Origin of the sequence: Arthrobacter sp. ISL-69 (assembly GCF_018613775.1) — a bacterium.
Lineage (GTDB): Bacteria > Actinomycetota > Actinomycetes > Actinomycetales > Micrococcaceae > Arthrobacter.
Genome location: NZ_JAGGPO010000021.1, coordinates 112,366 through 134,751 on the forward strand (window position 1 = coordinate 112,366; position 22,386 = coordinate 134,751).

The window sequence follows — 22,386 nt, forward strand, 5'->3', positions numbered from 1 at the left end:
CATCTGGTCTTGGAACTTGCTCTGCCGTGATTATGTCAGCAGGCCGGTTCTCTTGCATTTGTGACTACCGCAGTTCACCTTAGCGAACCACTTATCCATGCTCCACCTTGTCACGGCGTTTGTGGAGCGCTTGTGTCGAGTGTCACGCGGCTTTGTGGCCGACGGATCATGGACCCGGCCACAAAGCCGCGTATGACACATGCGGACGCTTAGGCGGAAGCCGCCAGGACGTCTTCGACATATGCCACGAGGGTGCGGACAGTGCAGCCCGTGCCCTGCTTGGGGGTGTATCCGTAGGGGCCGCCGTTATTAAACGACGGGCCCGCGATGTCGATGTGGGCCCACGGAATCTGCTCGCCGTCCTTGCCCTTGCCGACGAATTCACGCAGGAACACTGCGGCGGTCATCATGCCGCCGTGGCGCTCACCGATGTTGGCGAGGTCCGCCACCTCGGAATCGATGCTGGCGCGGAGCTCGTCCGGCAGGGGCATCGGCCACACCAGCTCGCCGGCGCGGTCAGCCGCAGCCTTCAGCGGGCCGGTGACGCTGTCCGAACCCATAACTCCGGCGGTCCGGTTGCCCAGGGCGATCAGCTGCGCGCCGGTCAGGGTGGCGACGTCGATGATGGCGTCCGGGTACTCCTGGCTGGCGGCCACGATGCCGTCCGCCATGACCAGGCGGCCTTCGGCATCCGTATTAAGGACCTCGACGGTTTTGCCGCCGAACATGGTGAGGACGTCCGCCGGGCGCTGCGCGGCACCGGAGGGCATGTTTTCGGCAATGCAGAGCCACGCGGTGGCTTTTACGGGCAGGCCGAGGCCTGCGATCGCCAGCACGGTGTTAAGCACGACGGCGGCGCCCGCCATGTCGCTCTTCATGTCGCCCATGCCGAGGGCGGGCTTAATGGAAATGCCGCCGGTGTCAAAGGTGATGCCCTTGCCGACGAGGGCGATCTTGGCGGTGGCCTTGGACGGCGCGTACTCCACCTTGACCAGGCGCGGCTGCCTGGTGGATCCCTTGCCAACGCCCATGATCCCGCCGAAGCCCTCCTTTTCGAGGCGCTTCTCGTCCCACACCGTCACCTTGACCGGCAAGCCCTTGGAGAGTTCCTTGGCGGCATCGGCAAAGGACTCGGGGAACAGGTGGCTGGGCGGCTGGTTCACCAGCGAGCGGGTGGCGTTGACGGCCTTCCCGATCAGGGCGGCACGGTTCAGCAGGGGCTGCAGGTCCTTGTTTCCAGCGAAGTCCGTGGAAATCACCACATTCTGCACCGGATCCTTGCGGCCGTTGGCAGATGAGCGGTACTCGGTGAAGGAGTAGGAACCCATGGCGGCGCCTTCGGCGATGGCCGCCACGTCGGCGAGTGACGCCGTCGGAAGTGCCAGCGTCACGGTGGCGAGGCCGGCAAGCTGGCGGACGGCGGAGCCCGCCGCACGCCGCAGCGCCTCCTCCGAGAGCTTGCCTCCGGGACCCGGCTTGCCGACTCCGGCCAGCACCAGGACGGCTGCGCCGGCCTCGGGAAGGCCCGGGAGCCTGTGGACCTGGTCGGCCGCGCCGGTGAGGCCAAGAACCTTCAGGGACTCCGCGATGGCCTCGGCGGACTTGGCCGTCAGCGGGTTGTCCAGCAGCACGGGACCGTCGGGCCCCTGCGCCACTCCAATGACCAGAGCGTCCGTCGGCGACTTCTTAACGTCACGCGCAACGACGCTAAGTTTGATTTCAGTATTCTTGACCACGAGGATCAGTCCTCAATTCTCTGTGATTTTCGGCAGGAAGCGCATGTTGGGCGCCCCGCCATGGGAACCGGCCGTCGTCGGCTTGAGACGCAACCCGGTGTCTGCAAGGCCGTCCGTAGGGCCAGTTCCGATCGTAGTCTCTCCGCCCGGGCCGCGCTGAATCTCATGAGACCTGCAACACACCGCCGGTGGAACGGCTCGGTGCGGAATGCTTCGGGCGGCCGGTGCGTTGTAAGAAATATCCGGCGGATCTGCGCGGAGGCCTTGGCGCACGTGCCACTGAATCTGCTTATCGGGTTGCCGCCCCTACGGTGCTGACGCACCCCGCCCCCGCCGCCACTTCGAAAGGAACATGCCGTGCTTGAACGGATTTCCGGCTCCCTGCTGGACCCCGACGCTCTCTATGTGAGCAACGCCGAGCTGTTCGACAGCCCGTCACTTCGCGGGCTCAATCTGGTGATGGGCTTCACGGGATTCGCTGACGCCGGCCACGTGGTCAAGCAGATCACCACCGAGCTGCTGGACACCCTCGATTCGGAGCCGGTCGCCGTCTTCGACGCCGACCAGCTGATCGACTACCGTACGCGCCGTCCGCACGTCACGTTCGTCGAGGACCACCTCCAGGATTACCAGGCCCCCGAGCTGGCCCTCTACCGGCTCGTCGACGGGCTGGGGAGTCCGTACCTCTTCCTGGCCGGCTTCGAACCCGACCTCCAGTGGGAACGGTTCGCCCGCGCCGTGGTCCGGATCGTCGAGCATCTGGACGTGAACCTGGTGACGTGGATCCACTCCATCCCGATGCCGGTACCCCACACCCGGCCGGTGGGGGTTACCGTTCACGGCAACCGCCCTGAGCTCATCGAGGGAATTTCGGTCTGGAAACCCACGGTGGAAGTTCCCGCGGCCGTGGGCCACATTCTTGAACTGCGTCTCACCGAAGCCGGCCGCAATATTGTCGGGTACGTCATCCACGTCCCGCATTACTTGGCCGAAGCCGAATACCCCAACGCCGCCGTTGCGGGCCTGGAGTACCTGGGGGCAGCCACCTCCCTGATGCTGCCCACCGACCGCCTGCGTGAGGCCGGCCGGGAGGTGGGGCGGCAGATCGCCGAGCAGCTTGAGGCATCCGAGGACGTGCAGCAGGTGGTGTCCCGCCTGGAGACCCGCTACGACGAGAAGGCGGAGGGGACGGTGCGCCGTTCGCTGCTCGCAGATGAAAACGATGAACTTCCCAACGCTGACGAGCTTGGTGCAGCCGTGGAGGCTTACCTTGCCCGTGAAGAACCTCGCCCGTAAAGAACCCGGACAATAAATCCTATTTTTCCTGCCGCAGGCATAATAGGGTAGGTGACTGCACCCCGCGCCTGGCTCATCTGGACCGTCGGGATATTCGCGTACCTCGTTGCCGTCAGCCAGCGCACCTCGTTTGGCGTCGTGGGCCTCGAAGCGACGGAACGGTTCCACGCCACCGCAGCGGAGATCTCCTTCTTCACCGTGCTGCAGCTCCTCGTCTACGCAGGCCTGCAGATCCCGGTAGGGGTGCTCGTTGACCGCCTGGGATCGCGGACCATGATCGCCGGCGGAGCCGTCCTGATGGGCCTTGGCCAGCTTCAGCTCGCCTTCGCGGACAACATTCCCGGCGGCGTGCTCGGCCGCGTACTGGTGGGTGCCGGCGACGCCATGACGTTCATTTCCGTGATCCGGCTGATACCCCTGTGGTTCGCCCCGGCCAGGGTACCGCTCATCACGCAGCTGACCGGAATGTCGGGCCAGCTCGGGCAGCTCTTCAGCGTGGTCCCGTTCGCGATGATCCTCCACTCCGCCGGATGGACCCCCGCGTTCCTGACCCTCGCGGCGATGTCCGCGCTCGCCGTTGTCCTGGTACTGGCCGCGCTGAAGGACCAGCCGCCCGGACACCCGCGCCCGGAACCAGGCCAGGGGCTGAAGGCCACCGGCATCTCCCTTTCCAGCGCCTGGCGGCAACCGGGCACGCGGCTGGGGCTGTGGAGCCACTTCACCATCCAGTTCAGCGGCACGGTGTTTGCCATGACCTGGGGCTACCCGTTCCTGATATCCGCGCAGGGCCTCGATACAGGCACCGTGTCCGGACTGATGGCCATATACGTCGCCGCCGCCATCGCGGCAGGACCGCTGATTGGCAGGTTCGTCTCCCGGCATCCGCTGCGGCGCTCCACCTTGGTGCTCCTGATTGCCGCCACCACCGCGGCGGCCTGGGCCGCCGTGCTGCTGATGCCGGGCCGCTCGCCGCTCTGGATGCTCGCCGGGCTGGTGGTCGTTCTGGCCATCGGTGGGCCGGGCTCCATGATCGGCTTCGACTTTGCCCGCACCTTCAATCCGGCCCACCGGATCGGAACCGCCACCGGAATCGTCAACGTCGGCGGGTTCATTGCGGCACTGGTGGCCATTTACCTCGTCGGCGTTGTGCTTGACGTCCTGCACGCCAGCGGCTTCTCCCACGGTGAGCTGTACGGCCTCGATCCGTTCCGGATTGCCCTGAGCGTCCAGTTCGTGCTGATCGGCATCGGCGCGGGAGCGATCATCATCACCCGCCGGAAGGTCCGCCGCCAGATGGCCGCCCAGGGCGTTGTGGTGCCGCCCCTGCTCAAAGCCCTCGCGCAGCAGCGCCGCCGCAACCTGGAACGCCGTCGCACGGAGTAGGTCCCTGCCTTTGTCCACATAAGCGAAGTGCCCTCTGCCGGCGGGCGGCACGCCGTTCCAGTCTGGATGCATGACACCTCCTGAACGACTGACCATCACCGGCCCCGAGGACATCCTGGGCTTCATTCCGCACTCCCTTGGCTACTGGCCGGCCAACAGCCTGGTGGCCATGACCATGCAGGGCAAACGGCTGGGGGCCACCCTCCGCGTCGACCTGCCAGGCCTCGACTCCGATTCCGGGCTGAGGCGGTTTTCGCGCACGGTCAGGGACTACCTGGAAGCGGACCATGACGCCGACGGCACCCTCCTGGTGCTCTTCAGCGACGAGGGATGGGCTGGCCGTACGGGTCCTGATTCCCGGGATGTCCCCGCCGGTGCGCCGGTGCAGGGGACTCTGGGGTGCCTGCTGGCCGCCCTCGAGGTCGAACTGGAATCCTCCGGCCGGCCGGTCCGTGACGCCTGGTACGTCGGCGAGGCCTTCTGGCGGAACGCGTACTGCCTTGATCCGTCCTGCTGTCCGTTTCCGGGCCGTTCCGTGGATGAGATCAGGGACAGCCGGCTCAACGCCGAGATGGTGTTACGCGGCAGCAGCGTGGGCGAGGATCCTGCAGGTGCAGCGGGTGTCCTGCCCGCGGACGCAGCCGCCGACCTGTCCGTGCTGGACGCCGAACAACGTTGGGCCGGGGAGTTTGCTGCGCGCCGGGGGAGCCGCTCCCAATTCGCGACCATTCTGGACGCCTGGGAGCGCGTGCTGGCCGCAAATGCGGAAACAGGCCTCCCGGCCGAGCTGGCCGGATATCTGCGGGCTTCCCTGTGCATCCCCCATTGGCGGGACGCCGTGCTGGTGATGAGTGCGGCAGGCCGGCAGGCAGCGGAGCAGGGAGCCGAGGACTTCGGGATGTTCGATCCCGACGCCGGCAAGCACGTAGTCCCGCCGCCATTTGAACCGCCTGGGCGGAAGCTGCCGGAGGGACCGCCACTGGAGCGGCTGCCGCCGGCCGGTCCGGCGGACGATGCTGCCTGCCCTGTTCCCGCGTACGGGGATGTGCTGCTGGGGCTGGCCCCGCGGTCGCCCCGCTGGGACCGGATGAGGGCCCTGGAGGGTGTGTTGCTGCAGCTCGGTGCGGCCGGCGGGGGAGAGGGCGGCGCGGCATCGCTGACGGGACGGGGCTGGATCGAGTGGTGCCGCGGCAGGGGCTCGTTCGCGCACGCGCTGTTGGATCAGGCCGTCGGTGCGCATCCCGGTTACCGGCTGGCTGAGCTCCTCGCGGAACTGGTCAGCCGCGGGACGCTGTGCGGCTGGGCCGGGCGCCGTGACGCGGCCTGGCAGAAGTTCGAACCGGATGCGGCCTAGGGACCGCCGGACTCCGGCGCGCGGCCGGGCGGGAAGCGGGCCGTCCGGCCGAAACATTCCGGCCAGCGCACCGCCCTGAGGCAGCGATTGGGAAAACCGTGAGACAATGGATGCCGAGACCCGGTTGGGTCCGTGAATCAAGTGCATGTAGTGGTGCCCGGAAACGGGAACATTACGGCCGCTCCGGCAGTTCTACTTAATGGCTCTGCTGGCCGCGATCGCACCTGATGTGAATCACGGACTTGACAGGGTCATAGTGGTGTTGCCCGTATGGTGATTCCACAGACCGCCGCTAGAAAGGTTTTCTGTGACCCCGTCTTCCGCGAAGAAGGAACCCGCCGACCAGGCCGAATTGTCCCCTGAGGAGAAGAAGGCGGCGACGAGCGCCAAGCGTGCCGCCACGCGTGCAGCCAATAAGGCTGTCAAAGATGCTTCCGCCGACGGCAGCGCCCCGGCAAAGCCCGAGCCCAAGAAGCGCGGACCCAAGCCCGGCGCCAAGGCCGCAGCTGAAGCTGCCGGCAAGTCCCGCACGTCGGACGACGACGATTCAGAGGACGAGCCGGATGAGGATCTCGACGACGTAACTCCGGATCCGTCCGAGCTGACCGAGGAAGAGGCCGCCAGCAAGACCGGCGCCGCAACCACGGGCTCAGGATTCGTATACTCCGACGCCGATGACGACGACGCCCCGGTGCAGCAGGTCATGTCCGCCGGCGCCACAGCCGACCCCGTCAAGGACTACCTGAAGCAGATCGGCAAGGTTGCCCTGCTTAACGCAGAGCAGGAAGTGGACCTTGCCCTCCGCATTGAGGCGGGCCTGTTCGCCGAGGAGAAAATCGCGGCTGACGACGGCTCCATGGATCCGAAGCTCAAGCGCGAGCTCGAATTCGTCATCCACGACGGCAAGCGTGCCAAGAACCACCTGCTGGAGGCCAACCTCCGTCTCGTCGTTTCGCTGGCCAAGCGCTACACCGGCCGCGGCATGCTGTTCCTTGACCTGATCCAGGAAGGCAACCTGGGCCTGATCCGTGCGGTCGAGAAGTTCGACTACACCAAGGGCTTCAAGTTCTCCACCTACGCCACCTGGTGGATCCGCCAGGCCATCACCCGCGCCATGGCAGACCAGGCCCGCACCATCCGCATCCCGGTGCATATGGTGGAAGTCATCAACAAGCTGGCGCGTGTCCAGCGCCAGATGCTGCAGGACCTTGGGCGCGAACCTACACCTGAGGAGCTGGCCCTCGAACTCGACATGACCCCTGAGAAGGTTGTTGAAGTCCAGAAGTACGGCCGCGAGCCCATCTCGCTGCACACTCCCCTTGGTGAGGACGGCGATTCCGAGTTCGGTGACCTCATCGAGGACTCCGAGGCCGTCGTTCCCGCCGACGCTGTCAGCTTCACCTTGCTGCAGGAGCAGCTGCACTCGGTGCTGGACACCTTGTCCGAACGCGAAGCCGGCGTCGTCGCCATGCGGTTCGGCCTCACCGACGGACAGCCGAAGACTTTAGACGAAATCGGCAAGGTCTACGGAGTGACGCGCGAGCGGATCCGCCAGATCGAATCGAAGACGATGTCCAAGCTGCGGCACCCGTCCCGGTCCCAGGTCCTGCGCGACTACCTGGACTAAATAAGGCCCGGCCTCAACCGGCCGTTCCGGATCGAATCATGGGAAAGGCCCCGCCGGCGGCGGGGCCTTTCCCATGTGTGGAGCGTCCCATGTGCGGAGCGCCGGGTAAACGAAAAGGGCAAAGAAACAGGGCCCCTCCGAAGCGGAGGAGCCCTGTTTGAGTCAGCGAGTTGCCTAGTCCACCGAAACCGTCGGCTTCTCGTGAAGCCGGCCCGTCTCATCGTGCCAGTCAGAGCTCAACGGCTTGAGCGTTGCCTCGATCGCACGGGCGTGGTGGCCGCAGAAGAGCAGCTCACCGCCGGAGGACTCGAGTACAACCCGGACATATGCCTGAGCTCCGCAACGATCGCACCGGTCCAGTGCATTGAGTGTGCGGTCTGCCACTGCTGTTGTCATGTCGGCCTCCTTAGTAGATCTGTACCTCTATGTAACCAGCATTCGTAGCAATTCCATCGCAAGGATGGGGCAAGTTCGCTGTACGCGTATCCGCAAGAATTGATCAAGGCCTGCAAATTCGGTTACCAAAAGGTAACGGGTGAGCCCGTCCGCACCCGTCGGCAGGTGTGGCAGGCGGGACGCCGGGGCAAGGCCGACTAACCTAGGAAGAGCGTCAAAAGCCATAGCTGTTCCGTCACTGAAGGAGTTCACAACCCGTGGCACCAAGTTCTGATTACACCGCCCGGCACCTGTCTGTACTGGAAGGCCTCGAGGCCGTCCGCAAGCGCCCGGGCATGTACATCGGTTCCACCGACTCCCGCGGCCTGATGCACTGCCTCTGGGAGATCATCGACAACTCCGTCGACGAGGCTTTGGCCGGTTTCGGCCATGACATCAAGATCATCCTGCACGCCGACAACTCCGTGGAAATCCACGACGACGGCCGCGGCATCCCCGTGGACATGGAGCCCAAGACCGGGCTCACGGGCGTCGAAGTGGTCTTCACCAAGCTGCATGCAGGCGGTAAGTTTGGCGGCGGCTCCTACACGGCCTCCGGCGGCCTGCACGGTGTCGGCGCTTCAGTGGTCAACGCGCTGTCGTCCCGGCTGGACGTGGAAGTGGACCGCGGCGGCAAGACGTACAAGATGTCCTTCCGGCGCGGCGAGCCCGGCCGGTTCAAAGACCCGGGGACCAAGTCCGATCCGGCGTCGGCGTTCGAACCATTCGTTAATGACTCCGTCCTAGACATCGTTGGCAAGGCTAAGCGCGGCGTCACCGGCACCCGGATCCGCTACTGGGCCGACCGCCAGATCTTCACCCCGGACGCCAAATTCTCGTATGACGAACTGGCGGCACGGGCGCGGCAGACGTCCTTCTTGATCCCGGGCCTGAAGCTGACGGTCCGCGATCAACGCAAGCTCCCGGGCACGCCCGGCGAGCTCGGCGGCCACGAAGAGATCTTCCACCACGACGGCGGGATCTCCGAGTTCGTGGACTTCCTCGCCGCGGATCCTGCGGTCACTGACACCTGGCGGCTGCACGGCTCGGGCAAGTTCAAGGAAACCGTTCCGGTGCTGGACGAGCGTGGCCACAGCCAGCTGACCGAAGTGGAGCGCGACTGTGAAGTGGACGTCGCCCTCCGCTGGGGCATCGGATACGACAGCACGGTGCGCAGCTTCGTCAACATCATCTCCACTCCCAAGGGCGGAACCCACCAGTCAGGCTTTGAGCAGGCCCTGGTCAAGACCTTCCGCAAGGCCGTGGAAACCAATGCCCGCAAGCTCAAGGCCGGCAACGACAAAATCGAAAAGGACGACATCTTCGCGGGACTGACAGCGGTGCTGACGGTGCGCCTGGCCGAGCCGCAGTTCGAAGGACAGACCAAGGAGATCCTCGGCACGTCCGCGGTCCGGGCCATCGTGGCGCGCGTGGTGGAAAAGGAGATCAACGCCAAACTGAGCTCCGCCAACCGCAATGACAAGGCCCAGTCAGCGCTGCTGCTGGAAAAAATCGTCAGCGAGATGAAGTCCCGCATATCGGCGCGGGTGCACAAGGAGACGCAGCGGCGGAAGAACGCGCTGGAGACATCCTCCATGCCCACCAAGCTCGCGGATTGCCGCACCGATGACGTGGCCCGCTCGGAACTGTTCATCGTGGAGGGCGATTCCGCGCTGGGCACCGCCAAGCTCGCGCGCTCCTCGGACTTCCAGGCACTGCTGCCGATCCGCGGCAAGATCCTCAACGTCCAGAAGGCCTCGGTGGGGGACATGCTCTCCAACGCCGAATGCGCGGCGCTCATCCAGGTGGTGGGCGCGGGGTCCGGCCGCAGCTTCGACATCGCGGCGGCACGTTACGGCAAGGTGATCCTCATGACGGATGCCGACGTTGACGGCGCTCATATCCGCACGCTGCTGCTCACGCTCTTCTTCCGCTACATGCGCCCCATGATCGATGAGGGCCGCGTGTTCGCCGCCGTCCCTCCGCTGCACCGGGTGGAGGTCATCAACGCCGGGCAGAAGGCCAACGAAATGATCTACACCTACTCCGAAGCCGAACTCCACGTCCTCCTGGCCCGGCTGGCCAAGGAGGGCAAGCGCTACAAGGAGCCCATCCAGCGCTACAAGGGCCTCGGTGAAATGGACGCCGAGCAGCTCGCGGAGACCACCATGGACCCGCGCCACCGGACGCTGCGCAAAGTGGGCATCGAAAACGCCAAGCACGCAGAGGAAACCTTCGACCTGCTGATGGGTTCCGATGTCGCACCGCGCAAGGACTTCATCATCGCCGGCGCGGCGGGCTTGGACAGGGAGCGGATCGACGCCTGAGCCGGGCGGCGCCCGGCGCCGGCTGCCCGGTGGCGGTTGCCCGGCTACCCGCCCTTCTAGCCGAGGAGCCCCGGGACAATCAGCAGTGCGGTGGGGACGGCCAGCAGCAGCAGGCAACCGGCCAAAACCACGGCCCTCAACGAGGCCGGCAGCGGTTCCTTGGGGGACAGGAGCCGGCTGACCCTCGAGGCAGTGGTCCGGGCCGAACCCGCGCCGCCGGACGCGCCCGAGATGCCGCCGTCGGCAATTCCGTCGGTGACAATTCCTTCTGTCACCAGGGGAAGCGCGCCGTCGAGCACCGCGCGGTTGCCCGCCGACCCGGACGGTCCGCTGGCAACAATTGCAATGGCCTTGATCAGCGTGGACTTGCTTTCGGTCTTGAGGGCGACGTCGTCGGCCAGCATCTCGATGAGTGAGTTGACCGCTTCCTGGGCGAGGCGCGTGGTGGGAAGCCAGGGGAGGGCCTGCCGCCATGCCGCGAAAGCCCACAACAGAAGGTGGTGGCGCTGGCTCAGGTGGGCGTTTTCGTGGATGAGCACCGCCCGCAGTTCCGCCGGTTCCAGGGCTGCCATCAGGCCGTCGCTCAGTACCGTTACCGACCGTGCACCGCCGGGCAGGCAATAGGCCACGGGGGAATCATGGTTGATGACCACCGTACCCGGCCCGTCATTGGACGGTGACGCCAAAAGGGCCAGGAGTTCCCGGTGGCGTCGGCGCTGCCGTTCGATCCGGTAGTAAGTCAGCAGCAGGGTAAAGACGAGATGTGCTGTCAGGAGTGCCGCGGCCGACAACGCGAAAAGGTGCCAGAAACCCAGCGCCGTGGTGGGTGCGTTGAACAGGACCATGCCGGCCAGTCCGCGCAGCCCGGCCAGCAGGTTGTCGCCGATCGGTTCGAGGCCGTAGGCCAGCATGGCACCGATCATGGACAGGCCGCCGGCGAGGGCGATTGCCTGCCACAGCACCATGGCCGTAAAGGGTGACCGCGCCGGCCATTGGGCGCGCGAAAGGAGGATAGGCACCGGCCACGCCAGGACTATCGCCAGGACCGCCAGAAAATATGAGGTCCAGAACATGCGCTGTTAGCTGTGGCCAAGCAATTTGCGCAGCGTTTCGGCTTCACTTTCGGTGACGGAGCCAATAAAGCGGGCGAGCACGGCTTCGCGGTCCGGCGCGGAGCCCAGCACTTCATGCATGAGTTCGGCCGTGTGGTCCGCCCGGCTGGATACCGCCTGGTACCGGTGGGGGCGCATGCCGCGTTCGCGCTCCACGAGCCCCTTCTTCTCCAGGCGTGAAAGCACGGTCAGGACGGTGGTCACCGCGAGGTCCTTGCCCTCGTGGCCGGCCGTGCCGCCCTGGGCCTGCGTGCTCAGCGCCAAGAGGTCCCTGAGGGTGTTGGCAGTGGCCGCTTCCTGGCCTGCCCAGAGCAAGTCCATCACTGCCCGTTCCAGTTCACCAAGAGTTGCCATGCCGTACATCCTTCTCAAAGGTCCGATCCGCGGGACCGGAACGGCCGTCGCGGAGCGTTGATCGAATACTTAAGTTCTAAATTTACCTCCTTTTGGATTTTCTTTCTACATGAGGTAGAACAATCGGCGCGTCGCGCCCTTGCCACCGGCTCCGGCCAATGGAACTGTTGTTTACACTGCACGCCGAAAGTGTTCTACACTCTGTAGAAGTTGATGTTCTACGTTGCGTAGAAAGACTTGGACTGTTGAGAGCCTAGCCAAAAGTAGGGACTGCCTTGGACGCTTTGGAAATCGCACGCTGGCAATTCGGAATCACCACCGTCTACCACTTCATGATGGTGCCGCTGACCATCGGGCTGGGCCTCGTGGTGGCAGTCATCCAGACAGTCTGGTACCGCACCGGCAAGCCGGAATACCTGCGCATGACCAAGTTCTGGGGGAAGCTGTTCCTGATCAACTTCATCATGGGCGTTGCCACCGGCATCGTGCAGGAGTTCCAGTTCGGAATGGCCTGGAGCGAGTACAGCCGCTTCGTGGGCGACGTGTTCGGGGCGCCGCTGGCGCTCGAGGCACTCCTGGCCTTCTTCGTGGAGTCCACATTCCTGGGCCTGTGGATCTTCGGCTGGAAACAGCTCAGGCGGGGCGTTCACCTGGCCTGCCTCTGGATTGCCGTGATCGGCTCAGTGTTCTCCGCCTACTTCATCATCGTGGCCAACAGTTGGATGCAGCATCCCGTCGGTGTGGAAATGGTCAACGGGCGGCCGGTCATGACAGATGCCTGGGCCGTCTTCACGAACAACACCGCCTTGGTGGCAGTACCGCACACCCTCTTCGGCGCCCTGGCAGTCGCCGGCGGCTTCCTGCTGGGCATTGCCTGGTACCACCTGTGGCGCCGCCGCCATGACGGCATCGACACCGTGGGATCCGACGGCAAGGTCATTCCCGGCGAAGCGGACATCCCAGGCCGGGACAAGGCTGACTACAAAGTTTGGATCACCTCGCTGCGGATCGGCGCCGTCGTCGCCATGATTTCCTTTGCAGGAACCGCGCTCACCGGTGACCTGCAGGGCAAACTGATGTTTGAACAGCAGCCCATGAAGATGGCCGCGGCGGAAGCAGCCTGCCACGACGGCACCGGCTTCTCGGTCCTCAGCGTCGGCAACGTCGGTTCGAAGAACTGCGACGACATCGTGGCGGTCATCGAAGTGCCCGGGATCCTGTCCTTCCTCGCCAAGGGCGACTTCACCACCGAGGTGAAGGGCGTCAACAGCCTGCTGGACCAGTACAAGGCCGACTATGGTACCCACCTCCCGGACAACCCCATCTACGGAGACCGTGCCGGGCAGGAAATCGAGTACGTTCCGGTCATGGAAGTGACCTACTGGGGCTTCCGGATGATGATCGGGTTCGGCGGCCTGGCAGCCCTCGCGGCCCTCGTGGCGCTCTGGGCGACCCGCAAGGGCACCGTGCCGGCGTCCCGCGGACTGATGCGGCTCGCCGTCGTCGGTATCCTGGCCCCGTTCGGAGCCAACGCTGCCGGCTGGATCTTCACCGAAATGGGCCGCCAGCCGTTCGTCGTGGCACCCAACCCCGACCCGAGCGGCATCGACCAGGTGTTCATGTTCACGGCCGCCGCCGTCTCGCCTGGTGTCTCTGCGGGAGAACTCCTCACATCGCTGGTGGTGCTGACGGCCGTCTACGCCGTGCTCCTGGTGGTGGAGGTGAAGCTGCTGGTGAAGTACATACGCGGCGGCGTCGTTTCCGCCATGCCGGAACTGGCGCACGCACCGGCGGACGAAAACGAAGACGCCACACCGGGCCCCGGCGGCACCGGCAAACCCGGTGACTCCGACGACGTCCTGGCATTCGCCTACTAAGAGCAGAGGAATTCGACAATGGAACTGCTGCCCACCATCTGGTTCATCGCCATCGCGGTGCTGTGGACGGGATACCTCTTTCTCGAAGGATTCGACCTCGGCGTCGGCATGCTGATGAAGCTCTTCGCCCGGAACAACACCGAACGCCGCGTCCTGCTCAATACAATCGGACCCGTCTGGGACGGCAACGAGGTCTGGCTGCTGACCGCCGGCGGGGCAACGTTCGCCGCCTTCCCGCTCTGGTACGCCTCCCTGTTCTCCGCCCTGTACCTTCCCCTGCTGCTGGTCCTGGTGGCGCTCATTTTCCGTGCCGTGGCCTTTGAATACCGCGGCAAGGTGGACACGGATCGCTGGCGGGCGGTGTGGGACTGGGCCATCGCCGCCGGATCCCTCGTGGCTGCTTTCGGCGTCGGCGCAGCGCTTGCCCTGACCACCACCGGGCTTCCGCTCAACGCCAACGGTGACCGCGAGGGCGGACCGTTTGCCTGGTTCAGCGGCTACGCCGTCCTGGGCGGCCTTGCCGTGGTGTGCTTCTCCCTGCTGCACGCGCTGGCGTTCCTGGCCCTGAAAACTGACGGCGATATCCGGCACCGCGCCCGCCGCTGGTTTGTCCGGCTCCTGCCGGTGCTGCTGCTGCCCATCGCCGGCTGGGCCATCTGCGTCCAGCTTCTCAGCGGCGAGGCCTGGACCATCGCAGCAGTAGCCGCGGCCGTGGTGGCTGCGGCCTTCGCCTGGCACTTCGGCAGGAACGGGCTGGAGGGGAGGGCGTTCCTGTCCCTCGGCGCGTTCCTGCTCCTCGGCAGCGCCTCGATTTTCGGTGCGGCCTTCCCGGTGGTGCTTCCCTCCACCATCAGCGCCGACTTCAACCTGACGATTTCCAATGCCTCATCCTCCGACTACACCCTGGGGCTCATGAGCATCGTGGCCTGCGTGGGACTGCCGCTGGTCCTGGCCTACCAGGCCTGGACATACTGGGTGTTCCGCCGCCGCGTCAGCGCTGCGCACATTCCGGAAGCCCACAGCTTCCTGCCCGCCATCGCCGCCAGGGCCCTGGCACCCAAGGACTAGGACCACATGAGACCGCAGTTCCCCGCCGGCCCCGCCAACCGGTCCGCGCTTTATTGGCTGGGCCTGCTCGCAGCGCTCAAGGCGCTGTCGCTGGTCCTCATGGCACAGGCGGTGGCATCCGTCCTGGCCGGGCTGGTCTCCCAGAGCCCGGCCTGGGCAGACCAGCTGGGCTGGGGACTCGCCGGCGTGGTGCTCCGGTCGCTGACCGTGTGGGCCCAGGGGGTCGCTTCACGCCGCGCGGCGCTCGGGGTCAAGGAGGAACTGCGCGCGGCGCTGCTGGAACGCGCCCTGCGGAACGGCACGCGGGCCGCGGGTCCGGCCGACGGCGGCCTGGCCATCCTGGCAACGAGGGGCCTGGACGCCCTGGACAGCTACTACACGCAGTTCCTGCCCGCCCTCGTGAACTGTGCCGCGATCCCGCTCCTGCTGGGGGCCCGCATCCTGTTCGCCGACTGGGTCAGTGCGGTGGTGATCGTCCTGACGGTGCCGCTGGTGCCGGTCTTTATGGTCCTGATCGGCCGCTACACCGAAGACCGGGTCCGGGCGGCGCAATCCGCCCTGGCCCGGCTCTCGGGCCACATGCTGGAATTGGCCAAGGGGCTTCCCGTGCTGGTGGGCCTTGGCCGGGCCACCGCCCAGCGCAAGGCACTCGAGGACATTTCGGAGCAATACCGGTCCCGGACCATGGACACGCTCCGGACGGCCTTCCTCTCCGCCCTCGCCCTGGAACTCATCGCGACGATCTCGGTGGCGGTGGTGGCAGTCTTCATCGGCGTGCGCCTGGTACATGGCGACATGGCCCTCGAAGCCGGGCTGCTGGCCCTGATCCTTGCCCCCGACTGCTACCTGCCGCTGCGCGAACTGGGCACTGCCCATCACGCCAGCGACGACGGACGCGCCGCCCTTGCCGAGGTCACCGCTGTGATGGACGCACCGGAAGCCGCCCCGTTGCAGCCCCAAAACAGCTTCGGGGCCGGGGAGAGGGCGTCCGACGGCGGCGGGGACCTTCCGGCGGTAACTGTCCGTGACCTCACGGTTGCGTACGGCGGACGCCTGGACCCAGCCGTCGGGCCGCTCAGCTTCGACGCGCCCGCGGGACGGATCACCGCCCTCGACGGCGCCAGCGGTGCAGGGAAGAGCACCATACTCGGCGTCCTGGCCGGCATCGTGGGCGCGGGCGGCGGTACGGCCGTGAGCGGCCGCATTGCCGGGTTCGCGCCCTCGGACGTCGCCTGGGTGCCGCAGCATCCGGTCATGGTGGAGACCAGCGTCCTGGCCGAAGTGCGGCTCTACTTGGAGGGTGCCGGGAATGCCAAAGCAGGGAACGCCAGGGATACCGGTGCCACCGACACCGTCGGCACTGGCACTGTTGCCGGTGATACCGCGCTGCGCTGCCTCGAGGCGGCCGGTGCCGGGCACCTGGCCGCCAAGCATCCCGCCGAGCTGAGCCCGGGGGAGCTCCGCAGGGTGGCCCTCGCGCGGGGCCTGGCCCGGATTGAAGCCGGCGCCACGCTCCTCCTGCTGGACGAGCCCACCGCACACCTGGACCGCAGCTCCGCCAATCTGGTCGACAGCGCCATCCGCACGCTGCGCGGCCGGGCCACCGTCCTGCTGGTGGCCCACGACCGGCTAACCCGGGAGCTCGCGGACCATATCGTGGCGGTGGCCCCCGGCGCCACCACGGCCGGGCGCGCCGCAGTACGCCCGGCAACGGACCCGGCGATCCCGGCAACGGACACGGCGATAGTGGCGGTCCCGGTCGTCGGTGCGGCCGCGGAACATCCCGTGGAAGCGGACCGGACCCGCACGCCCGGTTCCGCCCCGGTGCAGGGCAGCAGCACTGTACCGCCGCCGACCGGCGGCAACACACCGGCCCGGATCGTCCGGCTGCTGCGGCCGCAGTCCGTCAAATTTGGCCTCGCCGGCGTGGTGGGTGTGCTGGCCGCGCTGTTCGCCGTTGCGCTGGCCGGACTGTCCGGCTGGCTGATCATCCGGGCCGCCGGGCAGCCGCCCATTCTCTACTTGCTCACGGCAATCGTGGGCGTGCGGTTCTTCGGCATCGGCAGGGCCGTCCTGCGCTATACCGAGCGGCTCCTGCTGCATGACGCCGTCTTCGCGTCGCTGACCCGGCTGCGGGGGCGGTTGTGGGATTCGCTGAGCCGGCGGGCGCTGTCGCTGCGCCGGCTCCTGCAGGGCGGTGACGTCCTGGGAACGGTGATTGACGACGTCGACACGGTCCGGGACCTGCTGCCCCGGGTGGTCCTGCCGCCGGTCACCGCCGTGGCCGTGGGCGCGGCAGCGGTGGCTGCCACCGGCCTACTGCTGCCTGCAGCGCTGCCGGCCGTCATCGCCGCGGCGCTGGTGTCACTGGTCGCCGCGCCGGCGGCCGCCCTGCTGGCGGACAGGAAGTCGGCCCAGGCCGAACAACGGCTCCGCTCAGGGGTACTGCGTGACGTCGCCGCTGCCCTGGATGCCCGGGCCGAACTGCACGCCAACGGTGTCGCGGCACCGGTGCTCTCCGCCATCGGAGACGCAGACAAGGCGGCAACGGCCGCCACCCGGCGGTCAGCATGGGCCGAAGGGCTGGGCCAGGCCGTCACCGTCCTGGCCTGCGGTGCCGCCGCCCTCGCCAGCGCTGTGCTGGCCGGACCCCAGGTGCTGGCCGGCTCCGTAGACGCGGCCACGGCCGCCGTCGTGGTTCTCCTGCAACTGGCGCTCGTGGAACCGTATGCCGCCATGACAACAGCGGTCCGACAGTACCCTGCGCTCCGCATGGTCCTGGACCGGGTCGGCGAAGCCGGTGTGCTGGACGCCGCCGGGGCCCGGGGCCCTGGCACAACCGATTCCGACGCCGTGCCCGCCGGCGCCGTGGACTCCGGGGGACTGGAGCCCGTGGCGCATCGTCCGGATGCGCGGCCCGGGATCGAGCTAGAGGCTTTGTCCGCCGCCTGGCCCGCCGGGCCGGAAGTCTTCACGGGGGTCTCCGCAACGGCGGAACCAGGCCGCTGGCTGGCCGTGACAGGAGCTTCAGGGTCGGGGAAATCCACCCTGCTGGCCGTGATGCTCGGGTTCCTGCCGCCGCACTCCGGACGGCTCGCCGTCAGCGGGCGCGCGGCGTGGTGCCCCCAGGAGGCGCACCTTTTTGATTCCACCATCCGCGGGAACCTCATGCTCGGCCGGCCCGAGGGCAAGGCCGGCGACGCGGAACGGGAAATGGCGGACGCCCTGGCCGCCGTCGGACTGGAACCGCTGCTGCACCGGCTGGCTGACGGCGCGGACACGCGGATCGGACCCGCCGGCGCGTTCCTGAGCGGCGGGGAACGGCAACGGCTCGCGGTTGCGAGGACGCTCATGACCGGCGCCGACGTGATCCTGCTGGACGAACCTACCGCGCACCTTGACGCCGGGGCGGGCAGGGCAATGCTGGCCGACCTTCGCAGGGGCCTCACCGGACGGACTGTCGTGCTGGTGACGCACAACCCGGACGACATCGACGCGGCGGACCGCCGGCTGGACCTCGACGCAGGGTCCCACGCAGGGCTGAATACAGTGGACGGTATGGGCGGCCCCGGTACGGGCAGGGCTCCAGCTTCCAGGGAGGACGACGGCGCGCCCGTCACGGTCACGGGGCCGGTTCTGGCGCGGGGCGGGGCCGGCAGCTAGCCTGTTGGCATGCTCAACGACGACGCCCTGACGCCCGTATCCTGGCAGAAATCCCTGGTTGGCCTGGGCCTGGACTGGCGTCCCGCGGCGCAGCCTGACCTTGAGGCGTGGGCTGCCCTGATCGCACGGACGGCCGAGGTGGAGAAGCCTGTGTGGTTTGAGCGCATCGCGGACCTTGAACAGATCCTGCAGTCGAAGAAGAACCATCCCGCCGCCAACACCCTCCTGGTGCTGGACGGCCAGTCCGTTCCCCGCGCCTACGCCCGCATCACCAAGAACAAGGAGGGCGACAAGGCCTACGGCTTCGGCTGCGTCGACCCCGCCTGGCAGCGCCGGGGGATCGGCATGGCGCTGCTCGGCTGGCTCAGCGAGCGGACCATCCGGCGTTTCGCGGAAGACGGCCAGCCTGCCGGGAGCCGGCCTGACGCGGAGCGCCCCGTGCCGAGGCTGCGCATCCACATGGAGCAGCAGCACGAGCACCAGCAGCAGCTGCTCCGCCAAGCCCGGTTCGGCGTGGTGCGCTATTTCAACGAGATGCACCGTCACCTGGGCGGCGTCCCCCTCCCCGAAGTGCGGCTTGCCGACGGGCTGGACCTGGTGACCATGCGCCCGGAGCTCAGCGAGGACGTCCGGCTGGCCCACAACGCCGCCTTCCGGGACCATTGGGGGAGCGAGCCCCGGGATGAGGAGTCGTGGGGATTCACCGTCAATGATCCGCAGGCGAGGCCGGACCTGAGCGCCGTGGTCCTGGACCGCAGCACCGGAACCGTGGCGGGCTACCAGCTGGCCAGCCACGATCCGGACGGCGCGGTGTCCCGGGGCTACAGCGAGGGTTACACGGACCTGCTGGGAGTGCGCCGCGAGTACCGCGGGCGCGGCATCGCCCAGGCCCTGCTCGCCGACGCCATGCGGCGCTTCGCGGCTGCCGGCATGGACCGGGCGTCCCTGGATGTTGATTCCGAGAATCCCACCGGCGCGCTCGCGCTCTACGAAAAGATGGGCTACGCCGCCGTCAACAGAAGCCTGGCCTGGGACAAGGAACTGCCCGCGCGCACCTGACCGGGCCAGCTGATCAACTCAGGCGTCGACGTCGTTCAGGTGGTGGACGACGTCGTGCAGGAAGTACTGCGCGAGGGTCATGACCGTGAACTCCGACCCGTTGCTCCGGAGGCCCGTCCGGCCCCACTCGTCCTGGTGCACGCCGGCGAAGGACTCCGCGATCTGTTCGCCCTCGGCCGTCAGTTCGGCACTGACCACGGCGGGGTCGGCGTTGGCGTAGTCCTTCTCCACCGCTGTCTTATCCTGGTCCCAGTCCTCGAACCGGGCGTTGTCCTGGCTGAGCATGAGGTTGAGCCTGTGGTCGAAGAGGCTGAAGACGTCCCGGACGTGCGACGCGTACTCCAGCACGGACCATATGGCGTCGTCGGGCCGTTCCGCCACATCCGCCCGGCGGAGGGCCGCCCGCCAGCGGGGAAGCATGTTGGACACGCTCCCGGGAACCGTGGCCGGCGTGACTGTTGACGCGTCGAAGCCGCATTCGGGGCAGGGCCGGGTCAGCACCCAGGTCCAGTCCTTTTCGTCGGGGATGATAGGCATGCCCGTAGTCTAAGCCCAGGTCAGGCTGGGCCCAATGGCGTCCACTGCCTGTGACAGCGGGATGCCGGAACCGTCCCGGCGGCCATGCTCCTGCGGAAGCGACCGCGCCACCCCTGCCAGCGAAGACGCCTTGGCAGGGCCGTGGCCCGCCCAGGCGATGAGGAGGGTGTCTTCGCCCTTCAGGAACCGGTGTGCCCGGACGCCCGCCGTCGCCCGGCCCTTGGCCGGATACTCGGCAAACGCTGTTACTTTTCCGGCCCCGGGTGCGGTGCCCGGCAGGGCGCCGTCGGTTCCGGAAACCGTCACGACGACGGCGGCGTCGTCGCCCGGCGCGACCGTTCCGAAGAACAGGACCTGGTCCCCGGCGGCGAGCTTGATGCCGGCCATGCCGCCGGCAGTACGGCCTTGCGGCCGGACCGTGCCGGCGCTGAAGCGCAGCAGCTGGGCCTGCCGGGTGAGGAACACAAGGTCGACGTCGTCGGCCCCGGCAGGGTCGACACCCACCACGGTGTCCTTGTCCTTGAGGGCGATGACTTCCCAGTCCTCGCGGTTTAGCGGGTAATCGGGCTGCACGCGTTTGACGATGCCCTGCGCCGTGCCCACTGCCAGGACCGTGTCCAGCGGCGCGAAGGCCACGAGCGTCTCGCCCTTCAGGAGCGTGATGAAGTCCTTGGCGGGCACGCCGCCGGCCAGGTTCGGCAGCCCGGACATCGGCGGCAGTACGGGCATGTCCATGACCTGGAGACGTAGCATCCGGCCGAGGGACGTGACGGCGGCGATCTCGCCGCGGGCGGAGGTTTTCACCACGGAGCGGAAGACATCGTGCTTTGACCGCGGTCCGGACTCGGCGAGGGGCTCCTGGTTGGAGGTCCGGGCGATCTGCCCGCTGGCGGTAAGGATGGCCCAGCAGGGGTCATCGGCGATCTCCAGCGCGAGCGGGGCCGCCTTGCCCTTGCCGCCGGGTGCAGCTGCCAGGGCGGCGGCCACGGTCGGGGACACCGCCTCGGACTCGAGCAGGACCGTCCGTCGGGGTGTGCCGTACTTTTCGGCGATTTCGGCGAGCTCCTCGGAGACAAGTTCGCGCAGGCGCTGGTCCGAACCCAGGATGGCCTCCAGCTCCGCGATCTCGCGCTTTAGCTGGTCCTGCTCTTTTTCGAGCTCGATCCGGGAGTACTTGGTCAGCTGCCGCAGCCGGAGTTCCAGGATGTAGTTCGCCTGGATTTCGGTGAGGTCGTATATGGACATCAGGCGTTCCCGGGCGGCGGCCACCTCGTCCGAGGACCGGATGATCTGGATGACCTCGTCGATGTCCACGATGGCGATCAGCAGGCCCTCCACCAGGTGGAGGCGGTCCTTTTTCTTCGCCAGCCGGAACGCCGTCCGGCGCCGCACCACACTGATGCGGTGGCCGACGTAGACGGACAGCAGCTGCACTAGCCCCAGCGTCTGCGGCTGGCCGTCCACCAGCGTCACGTTGTTGATGCCGAAGGAATCTTCCATCGGCGAGTAACGGTAGAGCTGCTGGAGCACGGCGTTCGGGTTGAATCCGTTCTTCAGCTCGATGACCAGGCGGAGCCCGTGCTTGCGGTCCGTGAGGTCCACAATGTCGCTGATGCCCGTCAACTTCTTGCCGTTGACGGCGTCCTTGATCTTCTCGATCACCTTTTCCGGGCCCACCATGTAGGGAAGTTCGGTGACCACCAGGCCCGTGCGGCGGGCGGACAGCTGCTCCACTTCCACCTTGGCGCGGGTCTTGAACGAGCCGCGCCCGGTGGCGTATGCGTCGCGGATGCCGTCCAGGCCCACGATCCGTCCGCCCGTGGGCAGGTCCGGGCCGGGGACGAAGCGCATGAGGTCCTCGAGGGTGGCCTCCGGGTTCGCGATCAGGTGCCTGGCTGCGGAGATGACCTCCACCAGGTTGTGCGGGGCCATGTTGGTGGCCATGCCGACGGCGATGCCGGTGGCGCCGTTGACCAGCAGGTTGGGGAACGCGGCCGGGAGCACGTCCGGCTGGGTGAGCTGGTTGTCGTAGTTGGGGACGAAGTCCACGACGTCCTCGTCGAGGTGGTCCGTCAGGGTCAGGGCAGCCGCCGCCAGGCGGGCCTCCGTGTACCGCGGTGCTGCCGGGCCGTCGTCGAGCGAGCCGAAGTTGCCGTGACCGTCGATCAGCGGCAGCCGCAGGGAAAAGTCCTGTGCCATCCGGACCATCGCGTCGTAGATGGCTGTATCGCCGTGCGGGTGCAGCTTGCCCATGACCTCGCCCACCACACGGGCGCTTTTTACATGGCCGCGGTCCGGGCGAAGGCCCATCTCGCTCATCATGTAGAGGATGCGCCGCTGAACCGGCTTCAGGCCGTCGCGGGCGTCCGGGAGGGCCCTCGAATAGATGACCGAATATGCGTACTCGAGGAACGAGCCTTCCATTTCCGATGTGACGTCGATGTCGACAATGTTCTCGGTGTAGTCCTGGACGGCGTCCCCTGCCGGGGCGGAACTTTGGCGGCGGGCCATGGGGCTGGTGGATCCTTAACGGTTTACTGGCGGAGTTTTAGCTAGGC

The 22,386-nt window shown here is 67.1% G+C and carries 15 protein-coding genes; 9 read left to right on the forward strand and 6 right to left on the reverse strand.

Features of this window, described 5'->3' with window-relative positions; all coding sequences use genetic code 11:
* Positions 1-209 precede the first annotated feature (209 nt).
* Positions 210-1,736 (reverse strand): leucyl aminopeptidase, encoded by a 1,527-nt coding sequence (locus tag J7I79_RS16210; protein ID WP_214954899.1) that lies wholly within the window; start codon positions 1,734-1,736, stop codon positions 210-212.
* A 357-nt stretch (positions 1,737-2,093) separates the two neighbouring features.
* On the opposite strand from J7I79_RS16210, the gene J7I79_RS16215 reads away from it, so the two are divergent.
* From J7I79_RS16215 to J7I79_RS16230, 4 genes are all read left to right on the forward strand, one after another.
* Positions 2,094-3,032: a proteasome assembly chaperone family protein gene (locus J7I79_RS16215; RefSeq protein WP_214954901.1), complete on the forward strand. Its 939-nt coding sequence runs from the start codon at positions 2,094-2,096 to the stop codon at positions 3,030-3,032.
* Positions 3,033-3,083: 51 nt separating this feature from the next.
* Complete coding sequence (locus J7I79_RS16220) at positions 3,084-4,415, forward strand: nitrate/nitrite transporter (protein WP_214954903.1); 1,332 nt, start codon at positions 3,084-3,086, stop codon at positions 4,413-4,415.
* 70 nt (positions 4,416-4,485) lie between these two features.
* On the forward strand, positions 4,486-5,769 hold the full coding sequence (locus J7I79_RS16225; RefSeq protein ID WP_214954905.1) for a DUF4192 family protein: 1,284 nt from the start codon (positions 4,486-4,488) through the stop codon (positions 5,767-5,769).
* A gap of 307 nt (positions 5,770-6,076) precedes the next feature.
* Positions 6,077-7,396, forward strand: a complete 1,320-nt coding sequence (locus J7I79_RS16230) for an RNA polymerase sigma factor (protein WP_214954907.1) — start codon at positions 6,077-6,079, stop codon at positions 7,394-7,396.
* Positions 7,397-7,570: 174 nt separating this feature from the next.
* Here the strand turns inward: J7I79_RS16230 and J7I79_RS16235 are convergent, their stop codons facing one another.
* On the reverse strand, positions 7,571-7,792 hold the full coding sequence (locus tag J7I79_RS16235) for a hypothetical protein (protein WP_104174969.1): 222 nt from the start codon (positions 7,790-7,792) through the stop codon (positions 7,571-7,573).
* Between the two features lie 257 nt (positions 7,793-8,049).
* Between J7I79_RS16235 and J7I79_RS16240 the strand changes: the two genes are divergently transcribed.
* Entirely contained in the window at positions 8,050-10,158 is a 2,109-nt protein-coding gene (locus J7I79_RS16240) for a type IIA DNA topoisomerase subunit B (protein ID WP_214954909.1), read from the forward strand.
* 56 nt (positions 10,159-10,214) lie between these two features.
* Here J7I79_RS16240 and J7I79_RS16245 read toward each other — a convergent pair whose 3' ends face one another.
* Both J7I79_RS16245 and J7I79_RS16250 read right to left on the reverse strand, forming a co-directional pair.
* A complete protein-coding gene (locus J7I79_RS16245) occupies positions 10,215-11,231 on the reverse strand; it encodes a M56 family metallopeptidase (RefSeq protein WP_214954911.1) in 1,017 nt (338 codons plus the stop codon).
* A 6-nt stretch (positions 11,232-11,237) separates the two neighbouring features.
* Entirely contained in the window at positions 11,238-11,624 is a 387-nt protein-coding gene (locus J7I79_RS16250; RefSeq protein ID WP_104174966.1) for a BlaI/MecI/CopY family transcriptional regulator, read from the reverse strand.
* Between the two features lie 275 nt (positions 11,625-11,899).
* Here J7I79_RS16250 and J7I79_RS16255 point away from each other — a divergent pair, with 275 nt between their 5' ends.
* Genes J7I79_RS16255 through J7I79_RS16270 form a run of 4 tightly spaced genes read left to right on the forward strand, consistent with a single transcriptional unit; the run spans position 11,900 to position 19,291 of the window.
* A complete protein-coding gene (locus J7I79_RS16255; RefSeq protein WP_214954913.1) occupies positions 11,900-13,501 on the forward strand; it encodes a cytochrome ubiquinol oxidase subunit I in 1,602 nt (533 codons plus the stop codon).
* 18 nt (positions 13,502-13,519) lie between these two features.
* Positions 13,520-14,569, forward strand: coding sequence for a cytochrome d ubiquinol oxidase subunit II (cydB, locus tag J7I79_RS16260; protein WP_214954914.1), 1,050 nt, complete (start codon positions 13,520-13,522; stop codon positions 14,567-14,569).
* A gap of 6 nt (positions 14,570-14,575) precedes the next feature.
* Complete coding sequence (gene cydD, locus J7I79_RS16265) at positions 14,576-18,232, forward strand: thiol reductant ABC exporter subunit CydD (RefSeq protein WP_214954916.1); 3,657 nt, start codon at positions 14,576-14,578, stop codon at positions 18,230-18,232.
* Between the two features lie 9 nt (positions 18,233-18,241).
* Positions 18,242-19,291 carry a GNAT family N-acetyltransferase gene (locus tag J7I79_RS16270; protein ID WP_214954918.1) on the forward strand — a complete coding sequence of 350 codons (1,050 nt, stop codon included), beginning with the start codon at positions 18,242-18,244 and terminating at the stop codon, positions 19,289-19,291.
* Positions 19,292-19,309: 18 nt separating this feature from the next.
* Here J7I79_RS16270 and J7I79_RS16275 read toward each other — a convergent pair whose 3' ends face one another.
* Both J7I79_RS16275 and J7I79_RS16280 read right to left on the reverse strand, forming a co-directional pair.
* A complete protein-coding gene (locus tag J7I79_RS16275; RefSeq protein ID WP_214954920.1) occupies positions 19,310-19,828 on the reverse strand; it encodes a DinB family protein in 519 nt (172 codons plus the stop codon).
* A 9-nt stretch (positions 19,829-19,837) separates the two neighbouring features.
* A complete protein-coding gene (locus J7I79_RS16280) occupies positions 19,838-22,339 on the reverse strand; it encodes a DNA topoisomerase (ATP-hydrolyzing) subunit A (protein ID WP_214954922.1) in 2,502 nt (833 codons plus the stop codon).
* Positions 22,340-22,386: the final 47 nt, after the last annotated feature.